The sequence below is a fragment of the Dactylosporangium sp. NPDC049140 genome (assembly GCF_040648435.1).
Window position 1 is genome coordinate 73230 of sequence record NZ_JBEZDS010000039.1, and the last position, 15596, is coordinate 88825.

Below are 15596 nucleotides of genomic sequence, written 5' to 3' on the forward strand. Positions count from 1 at the left end.
CGTGCCGACCATCGTCACGAGCCTGCGCTGGGCGTGGGGTGGCGGCTCGCCGCGCCGGCCGCCGGCCCGGGCGGGCCGGTGAGGAGGGTGTCGAGCAGGGCGACGGTGTCCGGGTGGGCCTGCACCTTATACGCGGTGAGGTGATCGGTGAGGGTTGCGGCGGCCCGGTGCAGGCCCTCGCGGTCGCCGGCGGCGGAGTGGCGTTGCGGGACTCGGCGGTGCAGGTGTTCGTTGATCGGCGCCAGGCGCAGGGCTTGGTGCAGCAGTTGCAGGGCTGCTGGGTGGTCGGGTTCGGTGTCGGCGAGGTGGGCGGCGATGTCGAGCAGGTGCCGGGCGACGCGTTCGCGGGCCTCGACGAGCCATGCGTGGGTCCAGCCGGCGGCGAGTTCGCCACCGCTGACGGCAGCTGCCGCCGTGAGGAGCATCCGGCGGTAGCCGGGGTTGTCGGCGGTCGCGGCCGCGTCGAGGAGGCCCTGCAGCCGCCACACGTCGACCTGGACCGCGGCCGGATCGAGCCGGTGGGTGCGCCGGGGTCGCGGGCCGCCGCCCGGGTCCTGGATGAGCGCCGGCCGGCCGGCGGCGTCATACAGGACCCGGCGCCGAGGTGGTCGGGGTCGACGAAGGCCTGCCGGACGAGAGCGCACAGGGACAGCCCCCAAAGCCACGACGCACGTTGTGCTGCGGATGGATCGGCAGTTGGGACCTTCGCCACGTCACGTCCGCGCCGCGCGCGCACGGGCCGGGTCAGGTCGTGGCCGATATCGGCTTCGGTGGTGGCTGCCCGCGAAGCCGGCGTTCGCCGGGTTCCGGTTGCCGCCGGAGGTAATCGTGGTCGGGTACGCTGGTATCTGCGGTTCAATCTGTCCTATTGGGACGTTGAGCAGTTGCTGTTGAGCGTGGCTCAAGGTCGACCATGTCACCGTGTTCTGGTGGATGCAGCGGTTCACGCCGCTGCTGGCCGACGTCGCCCGGTTCTGCCGGCGCCGTGCGCGCCGTCGCTGCCGTGCACGATGATGACGCTGGTGCGCCGCGGCCGGCCGCGGTGGCGCCCTGGCCGAACCGGATGCCAAGGTCGATGACCGGCACGGCCCGGCCACGCAGGTTGATGACGCCGCGCACGAAGTCCGGCGCCATCGGGACCGCGGTGAGCTGCCGGTACTCGATGATGTCGGTCACGTGGAAGATGTCCAGCGCGTAGGACTCGCCGTGCAGCGTGAACGTCAGGAACCGCCCGGCCTCGGTGGCAGTGGTACTCACGAGTCAGCCCGTTCTGTGCGGAAACCGTTCTACAACAGGCTGATCGGCGCTTGCATCCAGTACTGAAGGATTCCTCAGCCGCAGGCCGCCCCGTTGAGGGTGAACCCGCTCGGCGCGGCGGTGTTGCCGGTGTGGCTGGCCTGGTAGCCGATGGTGGTTGAGCCGCCCGGGGGGATGACGGCGTTGTAGGCGACGTTCGTGGCGGTCACCTGGCCGCTGGACGGGGAGTAGGTGGCGTTCCAGCCGGAGGTGATGGTCTGCCCGGAGGCGAGTGTCATCTTCAGCGCCCAGCCGTTGACGGTGGTCGTGCCGGTGTTGGTGATGGTGAGGTTGTTCGTGAGCCCGGTGTTCCACGCGCTGACCTGACTGGTCACCTTACAGGAGCCCGACGGCTGGGGGCTGGTCGACGGGCTCGGCGACGCGCTCGGCGACAGGCTCGGCGACGGGCTTGTCGACGGCGATTTCGAGGCCGACGGTGAGCTGCTGCCGGTCGTGGTGTTCAGGGTGATGGTGGAGATGCTGCGCGCGGGGACGCTGACCGTCACCTGACTGCCGTTGACGCTCACCGCCTGTGCCGCGGCGCTCTGACTCTGCGAGGTGACGGTGTACTGGGCGCTGCCGACGAGCTGCGGCACCTGCACGACGGTGTTGGCGACCGCGCTCGTCGAGCGGTTGAGGATCACCAGCTCGACCTTGTCCTTGCCCTGGTAGGCGGTGACCTCCAGCGGCGACGCCTTCGAGCTCTTGGTCAGCGCGACCCGCTTGTCGCCGGGCCGCACGAACTTGGAGTACTGCGAGAACGCGTAGCCGCGCTTCAGGGGCGCGCCCTTCGTGGTGCCGTAGGCGGCGTCGCCGTCGCCGATGAAGGAGTAGAAGCGGCGGCCGTACCACCAGATGTACGCGCTCCAGCCGGACTCCATCGACTTGTGCACGGTACGCATGATGTCGTCGAGGCTCTCGTTCCACGCGGCCGCGTTGGCCGGGTCGCCCCAGATGTTCGAGCCGTCCCCGTCGGCGGCGTGCAGGTTCCACTCGGTCATCCACTGGTTCTTGCCGTACTGGTTCGCCAGCGGGTAGGCGCTCAGGTTCCCGCTGTTCTCGGCGTCGTACAGGTGGCCGCCGACGTAGCCGATGTTGTTGCGGGCGGTGGTGTCCTGCAGCGTCGGGTCGGTGTACGAGCGGTCGAACCGCAGCGACTCGGCCAGCAGCAGCCTGGTGTCCTTGACGTTGGCGCCCTGGCTTTTCACGAAGTCCCGCAGCTGCGCGCCGGTCCAGGCCATTGAGTCATAGGCCGGGTGCCAGTCCGGCTCGTTCTGCACCGAGGTCACGTCGATCGCGACGCCCTGGCCCTTCATGTACTGGACATAGCTGTTCAGGTGCGCGGCGTAGTCGTCGTAGTAGTCGGTCTTCAGCTCGCCGCCGTTGATCCGGCTGTTGTTCGTCTTGAAGCTCGCCGGCGCCGTCCACGGCGAGGCCAGGATCTCGACGCCGGAGCCGTACGACTTCGCCGTCTTCAGGCTGTTCAGCTGCAGGCTCCACTCGCTCGACACCGGCGAGATCGAGGTCCGGACGATCGACAGGCCGAGCTGCCCCTGGCCCAGGCCGACGAGGGTCTGGGTCTCGGCGGTCGTCCACGGGTCGCCGGAGCCGCCGAAGATCGGGGTCGCGGCCCCGAACCCGTCGATCGTCTGGTACGTCGTGGCGGTGTCGACGGTGATGTCCGGCGTCGCCGCCCACAGTGGCGGGGCGGTCAGCACCCCCGCCGCGGTGACCAGCGAGGCCACCACAGCCACCAGCATCATCGGCCGGGATCGATTCATGGACCGTGAGATTGCCAGATTGTTTCCGGGCTCGCAAGACGGCCATTGTGCTTTCTGAAAAGGAGCCATGCATGGAGCCGCGTGGAGCCATGTGAACGTTCGTGGAGCCATATTTGCCCACCCTGGAGCCAGATTGGAGCAGCAAGCCCGACAATGTTTCGGTACTTTCGCGCAATCTTTCCTTGCCAGCGATTTCTTCTTCCGCGATATTGGTATCGATCGCGCTGTATCAATGCGCCATTTCACGGAAGGAGCTTCCGGTGAACATCCGCTCACTAATCGCCGTCGCCGCGGTGGCGGCCGTGGCGATCGGCGGAGCCGTGGCCGTCGCCACCAACGGCCTCGGGGCAACCACGGGCCTGACCGCCAACGTCGAGGACGAAGGCGCCGACTGCCCGGTGACCCTGCCGGGCACGTTGACCGCCAACGCCAAGCTTCCCGACCCCTTCACCAAGCTGAACGGCACCCGCATCGCCAGCACCTCCGACTGGCGCTGCCGCCGGGAGGAGATCAAGCAGCAGGCGGAGAAGTACATCTACGGCACCAAGCCGGCGCGGCCCGCCACCGTCACCGGTTCGGTCACGAGCACCAGCATCACCGTCAACGTGAACGACAACGGCAAGAGCGCGAGCTTCTCGGCCAGCGTCAGCCTGCCCAGCGGCACGGGCCCGTTCCCAGCCGTCGTCGTCTACGGCGGGTTCGGGGCCGACACGGCCACCATCCGGGCCGCCGGCGCCGCCGTCATCAACTACGACCCGTACACGGTCGGCAAGGAAGGCACCGGGCGCGCCAACAAGGAGGGCGCGTTCTACTCCCTGTACGGCGCGACGAGCACCACCGGGCTGCTGCAGGCGTGGGGCTGGGGCGTCAGCCGCATCATCGACGTCATCGCGCAGTCGGGCGGCAACATCCTCAAGGCGGACGCGATGGGCGTCACCGGATGCTCGCGATTCGGCAAGGGCGCCTTCGTCGCGGGCGTGTTCGACCAGCGCATCGCCCTCACCATGCCGATCGAGTCGGGCACGGCCGGGGTACCCATCCTGCGCGGCGTCAACGCCGAGGGCGGTCAGAGCCTGAGCAGCGCGTACGGCGAGCAGCCCTGGTTCGGCGACGCGTTCGGCTCCTTCACCGGCAACCCGAACAACCTGCCGGTCGACACGCACGAGATGGTGGCGATGGTCGCGCCGCGGGGCCTGTTCATCATGGACAACCCCCACATCGTCAACCTGGGCCCCAAGTCGGCCAGCGTCGCCGCCCTCGGCGGGGCCGAGGTGTACAAGGCGCTCGGCGCCGGCGACAACATCACGTACTGGTCCGACGTGCAGAACGGTACCCACTGCGCCAACCGTCCTGAGTGGACCGCGCCGCTGCAGCAGAACATCCAGAAGTTCCTCCTCAAGACCGGCAACGCCCCGGGCGCGATGCGGATCTCGAGCTCGGCGGCCGGCAACCTGTCGCAGTGGCGCGACTGGACGACCCCGACCCTGACCCCGACGACCTCCAGCCCGACCGCGTCCGTCTCCCCGCCCACTTCGGCGTCGCCGACGACACCGGCGCCCGGCGGCACATGTACCGCAACCCTGCGCGACGGCACCCGCTGGAGCGACCGCTTCAACACCGAAGTCACCGTCACCGGCGGCAACAACTGGACCGTCGTCCTGGCGCTCACCTCACCACAGACCGTCTCCTCCACCTGGAACAGCACCTACACCTTCAACACCAGCACCCGCCTGGTCACGGTCAAACCCAACGGCAGCGGCAACGTCTTCGGCATCACCACCCTAGCCAACGGCAACTTCACCCGCCCCCAGGTCCGCTCCTGCACCACCGCCTGATCGCCGCCGCCCCCGGGCCGGGCTAGTGAACGGCCCCGCCCGGGGGCGCGGTGCTGTCGCGCACGATGAGCGTCGTGGCGAGCTCGACCCGGCGCTGCGCCGGCGGGCGCCCCTCGGCGAGCGCCAGGACCATCCGGGTGGCGACGGCGCCCATCTCGGCCAGCGGCTGGCGCACCGTCGTCATGGGCGGGCCGCACCAGCGGGTCATCGGGAGGTCGTCGAAGCCGACCACGCTGAGGTCCTGCGGGATCCGCCGCCCGGCGAGCCGTGCCGCCTCGTAGACCCCGAGGGCCTGCAGGTCGTTGCCGCACATGATGGCCGTGGGCGGGTCGGGCAGGCGCAGCAGCTCCCGGCCGTGGCTCAGGCCGTCCTCGAAGGCGAACCACTGGCCGCTGCGCACCAGCCGGCGGTCCTCCGGTATGCCGCCGGAGTCCATCGCCGCCTTGGCCCCCGCCAGCCGGGCCCGGGCACACAGCCGATCGGTCGGACCGGTGATGACGGCGATGCGGCGGTGGCCGAGGTCGAGCAGGTGCCGGGCGGCCGAGATGCCGCCGCTCCAGTTGGTCGCGCCGACGGACGGCAGCGCGTACTCCGGGTCGCCGGTCGGGTCGAGCAGCACCAGCGGAACCGAGCTGGCGGCCAGCATGGTGTGCTGTTCCGGAGCATAGCCAAGGTGTACCGCGATGACGCCCACCGGTTCGCGGGCCAGCAGCAGCCGGGTGTAGGAGCGGCCCTCCGACGCCTGGTGCACGACATCGGTGAAGCCGACTGCCATCCCACGTTCGCTGGCGACGCTCTCGACCCCGTGCATGATCTCCACGGCCATGCTGCTCTGCATCCCGTAGAAGACGACCTCGACGCCGCCCGTTCGCGTTCCTGTTCCCAGCGGCCGGCCACCTGCCTGCTGTTCGGCCGGCGGGGTCTTGCGCGCGCATCGCGGGCCTCGCTCACCTGCGCGAGCAGGCGCTCCCGGACCGCCTCGGCCTCCTGTTCGGCCAGCGGCCCGGGCGGAACCGTCTGCCGCAGGTACCACCGCCGCCGCGACACGGGGTCGATGCCGGCATACACCCGCACGCGCAGCGATCCGCTCGGCAGCTTCTCGATCTCACCCCGCGCCATGCATTCAGCATGAGCTATGCCGGCGCCCGGACCTATCGCCGGGCGAGATAGAACGCGACCACGCGGGCCGGCACCAGGCGCGGACCAGGCGTGCGGGCTGCGGCAGGGGCGCATCGCCGACCCGTTCGGGCACCACTGGCTCATCGGGCGCCCCCTCGACGGGCCGGCCGGCGACTGGGCGCGGAAAAAGCTGCGACGATTTTGAACCTGGGCTCCGGCCGCCGGCATCGGTCAGGTGGGAGTCCACACGAGGGAGGCGGCCGTTGCGCGCCGAACAGGATTACGTCGCTTACGTCGAGGCCCGGCTGCCGTCGTTACGGCGGGTCGCGCGCCTGGTACTGGGCGACGGTCACCGGGCCGACGACGCGGTGCAGGATGCGTTGAGCGTGCTCTACCGGCGGTGGGGCAAGCTCACCGACGTCGCGAACCTGGATGCGTACGTGCACACCATGGTCGTGCGGGCGTGCCTGAGCTACCGGCGGCGCCGGTGGGCGCGGGTGCTGCTGCGCGACGATCCGCCGGACACGCCGGTCGAGTCCGGCAGCGGGCAGGTCGAGGAGTGGCTCACGCTGCGGGCCGCCCTGCATCGGCTGCCGGAGGCGCAGCGGATGGTCGTGATCCTGCGGTACCTCTGCGACATGCCCGTGGCCGAGGTCGCGAAGGTGCTCGGGTGCTCCGAGGGGACCGTGAAGAGCCGCACCCATCACGGGCTGCAGGGCCTGCGCAGCGTGCTCGCCGAGGACGCGCCGGCTCCCGCCATCGTCGTCACGCACCGGAGGGGACCGGCATGATCGAGGAGACGTTGTACCGCTACGCCCGGCAGGACGTGCCCATGCCGCCGCTGCCCGCGGCCGAGGTGCTGGCCGAGGCCCGGCGCCGGCGGCGCCGCCGGATGCAGCTCATCGGGGCGGCGGCGACCGCGACGGCCGTGCTCGCGGTCGTCGCGGCGGCCGGGGTGGTCCGCACCTTCGCCGGGCCGTCGGTCACCGCCGCCGGTCCCGGGTGCGCGGTCGAGCGGCTGACCCTCCCGCCCGGCGTCTCCGGCGGCGTGGTCGCGACCGGCATCGACCCGTCCGGCCGCTACGTGATCGGCAAGGCCGGCGAGCGCGGGGCGGTCAAGGCGCTGCTGTGGACCGACGGCGCGGGCGCGGTACTGCCGGAGTCGTTCGTTCCGCAGGCGGTCAACGGAGCCGGGATGATCGTCGGCTTCACCGGGCCCGACCGCAACGGCGGCGAGGCCGAGCAGCGCCCGGTCGCCTGGGACGGCGCCCGCCTGATCCAGCTGCCGCTGCCCGACGGCGCGCTCGGCGGCGTGGCCCACGCGGTCAACGCCGGCGGCGACGTCCTCGGCACGCTCGTGCGCTCCGACCAGACCTACGTCGCGGTCTACTGGCGCACCGCCGGCGGCGCCGCGATCGCCTCGGCGCTGCCCGGGAGGTCGGGCCTCGGCCTCACCGACACCGGCGTGGCCGTCGGCTTCGAGCCGTCCAGCGGGCGCCCCATGCGCTGGACGTCCAACGGCTCGGCCCTCCCGCTGACGCAGCCGGACGGCACTGAGTCGAGCGCCCCGCGGTCGGCCGTAGGTGACTGGGCGTCCGGCCCGGCGTCCAAGCCGCCCACCGGCAGCAAGGGCGACGACTTCGCGATGCTGGCGGCCCGTTGGAACCTGCGCACCGGCGCCGTCGAGCTGATCCCTGGCATCAGTGGTGAGTGGGTCAGTGGGTCAGGCGCGGTCGCCGGCATCACGAGCGGGGGCGCACCGGCCGTGTGGCGGGACGGCCAGACCTACACCCTCCCGATGCCGGCGGGTGTCGACGCGCCCGGCAGCATCGTCGCGGGCATCACCGCCGACGGGCACAGCCTGGCCGGCTCGGTCGAGGGCACGGCCGCGATCGGCGCCACCGGAGCACCCGGCGACCACAGCAATCCCGTCGCCTCTGACCGCACCGCGCCGGTCGTCTGGCACGGCTGCTGAAGAAAGAGCCCGCCGCCGGGGATGGTCTCCCGGCGGCGGGCTTCTTCAGCAGACGCCCTGATCCTCCCAGGCGCCCCACTGCCGCTCCACCCTTGTGCCGCTGGCCTGGGGGTCAGCCGCGGCCGGGGAGGATGACGATGCGGACGGGTTCGCAGTAGGCGATCCGGCCGAAGGCGCAGACCTTGGGCTGGCCCCAGAACTCCCCCGGTGGCGTCCCGACCGGGACGGCGACGGGGAACTCGATGCTCTGTGAGGACCCGGGCGCGATGGTGAAGCCCTGAGTCGGCTCGCTCGTCAGCGGCCAGATGGAGTGCGGGGTGATGAGCTGGGCGTGCCCCCGCAACGGGGTGCGCAGGTCGTGGCTCACCCGCACGCGGACGTGGCCACGCGCGCCGGGGGTCAGCGTGAGCTCCCGGTCCTCGGCGCGCGCGTGCAGCAGCGGCCCAGGCGCGGGCCGGCCCACGGGCACGACGAGGGCGTCCTGCAGCTCCTGCCCCCGGTGGGTGATGCTCGCCGCGACCGCGTACCAGCCGGGTTCGGCGTCGTCGGGAGCCGTGACGGTGACGGGCACGCCGAGGTGGCCACCTGCGGCGACGGTCACGGACCTCGACCGGGGGGTGGCGACCCAGCCCTCCGGCGCACTGACGAGCAGGTCCCCGTCGTAGCCGGCGTCGGTGTTGTCGCAGACGATCTGAGCGCACAGCCGCACGCCGGCCACGGCGCCGTCGTCCCGCGGCTGGTCGTCCGGCCGGAGGGTGAGCGCGACCGGCAGGTTGCCCATGGGCGCGGGGCCGCAGTTGTGCAGCCAGTAGCGGGTGAACACGGGCTGCACGGGTTCGGTGCTCGCCGCGAGCACTGTCCCGCCACGCTCGGCGCGGGCCGGTGACAGGGCCAGCGACGTGATGCGGTACCCCTCGACGTCGAGCCGCAGCTCCCGGTCGTCATGTTCGAGGGGTGCGCCGGGGTGGTCGAGCAGGTCGGCGGCCGTGGCCGAGGCGATGCCACCGGCGAGGCGGATCGTGACGCTGCCGGACCGGCCGTGGGGCTCATAGCCGCGGACGACCAGGCTGTCGCACGGGTCGGCGGGTGTCGCAGAGCCGGTGGCGAGCGGCTCCCCCAGCGGCTTGACCGCGGTGATGATGAAGTGCCCGGCGGGCTCGACGCTCAGCAGGGATCCGGTGGCCGGCAGCGCCCCGTCACCGGCCGGCGTGGCGGTCGCGGCGAGCGGATGGTTGACGGACTGACCGGCGGCGACGAACCCGGCGGTGCGCCATCCGCCGGGGCCGCTCACCAGGTGGTACTGGAAGCGTCTGCTGGTGTGGTGCTGGAAGCTGCGCCCGCCCGGTGCGTTGAGGTCCGGGAAGTTGATCGCGGTTCCGGTGGGCCAGCCGGTGCACGCGCGGGCCAGCGACATGTTCAGCGTGCCGTCGGGCTCCACCGCGAAGCCGGGGGTGCCGCGGTTGAGCAGCGCGACGGCGTAGTCCTCGACGATCGTCTCACCGTGGTGCAGCGCGGACGGCTGCGTGACGTGGACGTTCGCGTCGCCGGCGTCGTCGAGGAACTCGGTGAGGGCCCGCCGCTCGGCGTCCGCGTCGTTGCCGGCGATCAGCAGGACGGGCAGGTCCCGGATCGAGCGCACATCGGCGCCCGGCCGCCAGACCTCGCCGAGCGGCCGCTCGGCCGGGATCCAGAGCCGGGCCGTGCCGGTGGCCGCGAGCCGAGCGGCCAGTTCGGCGGTGAACGGCGCCGGTGCCCGGTCGAGGAGTTCGGCGACGAACGCGTTGCGCTGCGGGGTGCCGACCGCGACGCGGCAGTCGGGGAGGTTGGAGTCGGTGTCCAGCGCGCCGTACCGGTTTCCCGTCGCGCTCGTCACGGTGGCGGTGACACCCGCCCGGGCCAGCCCGACGGCGAGCCGCCGGGTCGAGGGCAGGCCCTCGTCGCCGTCGGGGACGACGATCTCGGCGATGGACACCGCTCGCGAGCGCTCGGCGCGCTCCTGTGGATCGTGCAGGTGGACGGTCAGTGCCGCGGCGAGGCCGAACCACTGGTGCGCCGTGTTGTCCAGGGTACGGGGGTGCTCCGCCGCGTCGGCGTCGAGCAGGGCGTAGCCGCGGCCGATGACGGCGGCCGCGGTCTCGCTGACGGGCATGCCGCCGGGGACGTCGCAGGGTATGCGCACCCGCAGGAGCCGGTCGGTGGCGGCGAACTCGTCGATGCCCGTGGCGAAGTCGATCCGGTCGATGCCGTACCACAGGGTGGTCTGCTGCGTGTAGCGGCATCCGTCGACCTCTGCGGTGGCCGTGATGCGCTCGCCGATCGGGCAGCGTTCGACGGTGACGGCCGCCACGGTGTCCGCGCTGCGCCAGGCGACGGCATGTGGGAGCAGGTGCCACGGGCCCTCGCCGAACTCGGGATGGTCGCGGTGCTCGGCGACGCAGACCAGCTCGTTGCCCACCCGGCCCGGCGGGAGGAGGTCCCGGCCGTTGGCGAGGTCGGTGATCTCGGTCAGGGCGCCGCCCCGGGCGGGGTCCGCACGAACCCGGTAGCGGTCGTTGGCGATGCTCGTCGCCTCGACGAGTTGCCAGGCGGGTTGCCGTGCGGACGCCGGCGGCGCTGTGGTGCCGGGCAGCAGGCGGTAGGTGCGGTAGCCCAGCGACGGCACGTCGCGCGCGACCCACCGCAGCAGCGCCCGGCCCGGCCGGCCGTCGGCGGCGTGCGTGAGGACCTCGGTGAGGTACGGGACCGGGACCCCGCCGTCGTCGGTGAGCGTGACACCCACGGCCGGGTCGAGGTCGATCTCCAGGTCGACGGTGTCCGTCCGGGGGTGCGCCAGCGGGTTGAACACGACGACCGCGGTGCCCTCCCCGCGGGTGTCGATGTGGCCGGCCAGGTGCCGGCGGGCCGACCGGTCCACGTCGGCGGCCAGGTCGTGCGCCTCGCGCCAGCCGGCGACCAGGTCGAGATAGACCTGGTCGGACTGGGTGCCGGTGACCGCGTCGTGGTGCGCGCCGAACAGCAGCAGCCGCCACGCCTTGTCGACGGCCGCGGCGGGGTAGGCCGCGCCGTGCAGGGCGGCGAAGGTGGCCCATTTCTCGGCGTCCAGCAGGAGCGTCTCCACCTGGCGGTGGGCCTGCTTGGTGTCGATCGCGGTGACGTCCTTGCCGGTGTAGATCGGGTTCATGTCGCGGGTCTGTGGCGTGGCGTGCACACCCCTCGCGGTGAGTTCGTCCCGCACGGCGGTGAAGAAGTCGCGGGGCAGGCCGTATCGCAGCCGCACCTGCGGGTACCGCTCGTCCCAGGCCGCGCGAAGCTCGGTGACCCAGCGCATGGGAGGGCTGAAGTCGCTGCCCATCGGGATCATGACGTTGCGGGTCGCAGCGGCTGGGCTCAGCTGGGTGAACAGCTCGTGCAGCTCGGCCGCCGCGGTCTGCGGGTCCTGGGCGGCGTCGAGGCTGAAGCCGGCCGAGTAGTGGCCGGCCATGTAGTGGGTGAGCAGGCCGTCCCCGCCGGGCGACACCCACTCGAACTCGGTGGGGAACTGGGTCGGCGCGAACGGCTTGCGATGCTCACGGATGTTCCAGCTGGTCAGCATGGGCCCCCACTGGTGGTAGGGGCCGCGGGCGAAGGCGATCGAGGTCAGCCCGGCGCCGGCCATCACCTGCGCGAACTGCGGATCGTGGCCGAACACGTCCAGTTGCCACGCGGTGGACGGGACACCTCCGACGATGTGCCGCTGGAACCCGGTGCCGTGCACGGCGTTGCGGATCGTCGTCTCGATGCCGGTCAGGTTGGTGTTGGGCTCGTTGTAGGTGCCACCGACCAGCTCCAGGCGGCCGTCGGCGATCAGTCGCCGGATGAACTCGCGGTCCTCGGGATACGTGTCCCAGTACGGCTTGAGGTAGTCGACCTCGGCGAGGACGACGCTGTACTGCGGATCCTCGCGGATCTTCGCCAGGTGCGCCTTGACGAGGGTGAACGCGCTGTGCCCGGGCCAGGCGAAGCGCGCCTCGCCCGAGTCGGGGGCGGTGTCATCCTGCGGTTGGTCCCAGGTCTGGGTGTACGCGGACTGGGTGTTCCACCACACCGGGTCGTAGTGGAAGTGCGGGATGAGCCAGACGGTCCAGGTCACGCCTTCACCGCCCCCTGCATGATCCCGCCGATGATCTGCTTGCCGAGGAAGAGGAACACCAGCAGCACGGGCGCCGTGCTGATCAGGGTTCCCGCGAGCACCAGCGAGTAGTCCATGTAGTAGCCACCGGCCAGCGTGGACAGTGCGACCTGGGTGGTCGGGTTGCCCTGGCCCAGGGCGAGCAGCGGCCAGAAGAAGTCGTTCCAGGCGTTCATGAAGGTGAACAGCGCGAGCACCGCGGCGACGGGTCGCGCCGCCGGCAGCACGACGTGCCAGTACAGCCGGTGCGTCGAGCATCCGTCGATCCGGCCGGCCTCCAGCAGCGCGTCGGGCAGCGCCTCGGAGAGGTACTGGCGCATCAGGAAGACGCCGAACGCCGAGGTGGCCGCTGGGACGATGACCGCCTGCAGGTGCCCGGTCCAGCCCAGCCACTGCGACATCATGATGTACAGCGGGATGATGCCCAGCTGGGCCGGCACCATCATCGTCACGAGCAGGAACCCGAGCAGGGCGTTCTTGCCGCGGAACCGCAGCTTCGCGAACGCGAAACCGGCCAGCGTGCTGGTGAGCACGACGCAGACCGTGATCGCGGTCGCGACGATCATCGAGTTGAGCAGGGCGAGGCCGAAGTTCGCCTGGGTGTACGCCCGCTGCAGGTTCTCCCACAGGTGGCTGCCGGGCAGCAGCCGGGGCGGCCAGCTCCCCGCCGTGGAGTTGTCGTTGGACGCCGCGACCAGCGACCAGTACAGCGGGAACGCCGACACCGCGGCGATGAGCCCCAGCAGCAGGTAGGTCCTCGTTCCGGCGCGGCGCTGGCCCGGCGCCGCGGACGGCCCGCGGCCGCGGCGATCGCCGGTCATGGCACGGGAGACCGGTATCAGGGTCGTCATGAGGAACTCCGAATGCGTCGGGACAGCAGGTAGTTCGCACCGACCGCCAGCACGATGATCATGAACATGGCCCAGGAGACCGTGGCGGCGTAGGAGTACTTGCCGTGGGTCCAGAACTGCTCGTACACGTACATGGCGAGGGTCTGGAACTGGCGGGAGTCACCGCCGGTCGGGCTCATCCCCGGGTTGAACATCAGCGGTTCGGTGAACAGCTGGATCGTGCCGATCGTCGACATGATCACGCTGAAGATGATGGTCGGGCGCAGCGCCGGGACGGTGATGGTCCGGAACTTCTGGAACTGGCCGGCGCCGTCGAGGTCCGCCGCCTCGTAGAGGTCGTCCGACACGGCCTGCAGCCCGGCGAGGTAGATCAGGGCGTTGTAGCCGGTCCAGCGCCAGGTCAGGATGACAGCCAGCGCCAGCCACGACTGCCAGGTGCCCGACTGCCAGTCGACCTTGCCCAGGCCGACCAGGCTGAGCACCCAGTTGATCACGCCGAGGTCCCGCCCGAACAGCTGGGCGAAGATCACTCCGACGGCGGCCACCGAGGTGATGTTGGGCAGCAGGACGCCCATCCGCAGCAGGGTGCGGCCGCGCATCCGGCGATGCAGCAGGTGGGCGATCCACATCGCGAGCAGCAGCTGCGGCACGGTGCTCAGCACGCCGATCGCGGCGGTGTTGCGCAGCGCGTTCCAGAAGTAGTCGTCGTGGATGAGCCGCGCGAAGTTGCCCAGCCCGACGAAGGTGTGGTCGCTGCCGGGGATGTCACGGTTCCACTGGGTGACGGCCATCCAGCCGGTGTAGAGGAGCGGAAACAGCCCGAACGCCGCGAACACCACGAAGAACGGTGCGATGTAGAGGTACGGCGTGCCGGTCACGTCGAACTTACGGCGCGGCCGGGACCACCGCTCAACCTTTGCCGGTGCGGTGTCCCGCCGCTCGGGCAATATCGACGACGGAGGTGTGAGTACTGCCATCAGGCTCGTCGTTCCCTTCTACGGCTCGGTGGCCTTCGCGACGTCTTTGAGAACCTGCTGCCACGCCTGGTCGGGTCTACGGCTCGGTGGCATTCGCGATGTCCTTGAGCACCTGGTGCCACGCCTGGTCGGGTTGCTGCTTGCCCTTGTCGACCCGGGTAATGCCGAGGCCGATCAGCGGTCCGATGTCGCCGTCCTTGGGGCCCTGGTACTGCGGCCGCAGGGTTCTCGCCGCCGCGGTGAAGATCCGGCCGGTGGGCGCGTTGTTGAAGAACGCGTTGGTGTTGCCGAGCACGGCCGGGTCGTCGTAGAGCGCGGCCTGGCTGGGCAGGTGGCCCTGGGTGCGGAAGATCCAGCTCGCCTGCTCGGGTGCGGTCAGGAACCTGGCGAGCTCGGCGGCCTCTTTGGCGTGCTTGCTCTGCTTCGGCACGGTCAGGAACGAGCCACCCCAGTTGCCGCTGCCGCCGGGGATCGTGGCGATGTCCCACTTGCCGCTGGTCTGCGGCGCGTTCTGCTTGATGGTGTCGGTCATCCACGCCGGGCATGCCACGGTGGCGAACGATCCCTGCTGGAACCCGGCGTTCCACTGCTGGCTGAACGTCGCCAGCTTCGCCGACTCGCCGGCCTGCACGGCCTCGACCGCGAGGTTGAACGCCTGCTTGACGGCCGGGTTGTCCGCCACCACCACCTTGTTGCCGGAGGCGGTGTAGCCGACCGGGGCCTGGCCGATGATGGCGTTGAAGATGTTGGAACCGGAGTCGAACCAGGCCACGCCGTCGGGCGCGGCGGCCTTGAACCGCTTGCCGGTCGCGATGTACGACTGCCAGTCCGGCCACAGCGCGGCCACCTGGTCGCGGTCGGTCGGCAGGCCGGCCTGCGCGAAGAGGTCGCGGCGGTAGCACATCGCCAGGCCGCCGATGTCGGCGCCCAGCCCCATCAGGCTGCCGTCGGGGCCGGTCGCCTGCTGCGACTTCCACGGCAGCCACTGGCCCGGGTCGGCGCCGTAGTCCCTGAAGTCGACGAACTTGTCGGACATGACCTTGAACTGCGCGATGTAGCCGCTGTCGATGGCCTCGATGTCGCCGGTTCCCGATCCACCCAGCAGGTGCGCCTGCAGGTTCTTGTGGTGGTCGTCGTACGAGACGACGTGCTCGACGATCTTGATCCCGGGATGGCTCTGCTCATACTTGGTGTACAGGTCGTGGTATCCCAGGTCGCCGAAGATCTCGACCACGAGCTGCGTCTGGCCCGGCTTGGCGGAGCCGCACGCGCCGGCCGCCGTGACGACGAGCGCCAAGCAACCCAGCATCAGCGCCGTCAACGTTGAGGGCCTGCGGGTGCGCATCGGATCTCCTTCAGGTACTCGGACTGCCGGCAGGATCGGACGCGGAGCAACGAGGGCACGGCACCGCCGCACGACGGGTGCTCTCCCGAATCCGAGGTCGGCCCAGGGGCCGTCGCCGGCCCGGTCGACCGGGCCGTGGCGCGAGGCCGCGGCGGAGGCGCTAGCAGGACGACGGCTTCGTGCAATGCGGACAACAGCGCAGTGCACCCGGCCTCCACGGCGGCGGTCGGGCACCGGCCCGCAGCAAAA

General features: G+C 71.1%; 10 protein-coding genes and 2 pseudogenes. 4 read left to right on the plus strand and 8 right to left on the minus strand.

Annotated features, from left to right (window positions below; translation table 11 throughout):
* Positions 1-14: 14 nt before the first annotated feature.
* On the minus strand, positions 15-644 hold the full coding sequence (locus AB0B76_RS42300; RefSeq protein ID WP_360386475.1) for a bacterial transcriptional activator domain-containing protein: 630 nt from the start codon (positions 642-644) through the stop codon (positions 15-17).
* A 133-nt stretch (positions 645-777) separates the two neighbouring features.
* On the opposite strand from AB0B76_RS42300, the pseudogene AB0B76_RS42305 reads away from it, so the two are divergent.
* Positions 778-987: pseudogene (locus AB0B76_RS42305) on the plus strand (IS6 family transposase); the annotation flags it as partial.
* Between the two features lie 108 nt (positions 988-1095).
* Here the strand turns inward: AB0B76_RS42305 and AB0B76_RS42310 are convergent.
* Positions 1096-1257, minus strand: a pseudogene (locus AB0B76_RS42310) (chemotaxis protein CheW); the annotation flags it as partial.
* 74 nt (positions 1258-1331) lie between these two features.
* Positions 1332-3077 (minus strand): cellulose binding domain-containing protein, encoded by a 1746-nt coding sequence (locus AB0B76_RS42315; protein ID WP_360386477.1) that lies wholly within the window; start codon positions 3075-3077, stop codon positions 1332-1334.
* Positions 3078-3337: 260 nt separating this feature from the next.
* Here AB0B76_RS42315 and AB0B76_RS42320 point away from each other — a divergent pair, with 260 nt between their 5' ends.
* Positions 3338-4912 carry a cellulose-binding protein gene (locus tag AB0B76_RS42320; protein ID WP_360386479.1) on the plus strand — a complete coding sequence of 525 codons (1575 nt, stop codon included), beginning with the start codon at positions 3338-3340 and terminating at the stop codon, positions 4910-4912.
* Between the two features lie 22 nt (positions 4913-4934).
* Here AB0B76_RS42320 and AB0B76_RS42325 read toward each other — a convergent pair whose 3' ends face one another.
* A complete protein-coding gene (locus AB0B76_RS42325) occupies positions 4935-5738 on the minus strand; it encodes a substrate-binding domain-containing protein (RefSeq protein WP_360386482.1) in 804 nt (267 codons plus the stop codon).
* Positions 5739-6294: 556 nt separating this feature from the next.
* On the opposite strand from AB0B76_RS42325, the gene AB0B76_RS42330 reads away from it, so the two are divergent.
* Together AB0B76_RS42330 and AB0B76_RS42335 are read left to right on the plus strand one after the other, a co-directional pair.
* On the plus strand, positions 6295-6822 hold the full coding sequence (locus AB0B76_RS42330) for a SigE family RNA polymerase sigma factor (protein WP_360386485.1): 528 nt from the start codon (positions 6295-6297) through the stop codon (positions 6820-6822).
* Positions 6819-8006, plus strand: a complete 1188-nt coding sequence (locus AB0B76_RS42335) for a hypothetical protein (RefSeq protein WP_360386488.1) — start codon at positions 6819-6821, stop codon at positions 8004-8006. The genes AB0B76_RS42330 and AB0B76_RS42335 overlap by 4 nt, the downstream gene beginning before the upstream one ends.
* Before the next feature lie 112 nt (positions 8007-8118).
* Here AB0B76_RS42335 and AB0B76_RS42340 read toward each other — a convergent pair whose 3' ends face one another.
* From AB0B76_RS42340 to AB0B76_RS42355, 4 genes are all read right to left on the minus strand, one after another.
* On the minus strand, positions 8119-12135 hold the full coding sequence (locus tag AB0B76_RS42340; RefSeq protein WP_360386490.1) for a glycoside hydrolase family 38 C-terminal domain-containing protein: 4017 nt from the start codon (positions 12133-12135) through the stop codon (positions 8119-8121).
* Entirely contained in the window at positions 12132-13025 is an 894-nt protein-coding gene (locus AB0B76_RS42345) for a carbohydrate ABC transporter permease (RefSeq protein ID WP_360386493.1), read from the minus strand. The genes AB0B76_RS42340 and AB0B76_RS42345 overlap by 4 nt, the downstream gene beginning before the upstream one ends.
* Positions 13022-13903, minus strand: a complete 882-nt coding sequence (locus tag AB0B76_RS42350) for a sugar ABC transporter permease (RefSeq protein ID WP_360386496.1) — start codon at positions 13901-13903, stop codon at positions 13022-13024. Before AB0B76_RS42350 ends, AB0B76_RS42345 begins: the two co-directional genes overlap by 4 nt.
* A 175-nt stretch (positions 13904-14078) precedes the next feature.
* Complete coding sequence (locus tag AB0B76_RS42355; protein WP_360386498.1) at positions 14079-15347, minus strand: ABC transporter substrate-binding protein; 1269 nt, start codon at positions 15345-15347, stop codon at positions 14079-14081.
* Positions 15348-15596 lie beyond the last annotated feature (249 nt).

What these genes read in the sequence shown, in the direction of transcription:
- AB0B76_RS42325 (WP_360386482.1), bottom strand. Translation starts at nt 5,738, where the DNA reads ATGGCCGTGGAGATCATGCACGGGGTCGAGAGCGTCGCCAGCGAACGT.
- AB0B76_RS42335 (WP_360386488.1), top strand. Translation starts at nt 6,819, where the DNA reads ATGATCGAGGAGACGTTGTACCGCTACGCCCGGCAGGACGTGCCCATG.
- AB0B76_RS42355 (WP_360386498.1), bottom strand. Translation starts at nt 15,347, where the DNA reads ATGCGCACCCGCAGGCCCTCAACGTTGACGGCGCTGATGCTGGGTTGC.
- AB0B76_RS42315 (WP_360386477.1), bottom strand. Translation starts at nt 3,077, where the DNA reads ATGAATCGATCCCGGCCGATGATGCTGGTGGCTGTGGTGGCCTCGCTG.
- AB0B76_RS42345 (WP_360386493.1), bottom strand. Translation starts at nt 13,025, where the DNA reads ATGACGACCCTGATACCGGTCTCCCGTGCCATGACCGGCGATCGCCGC.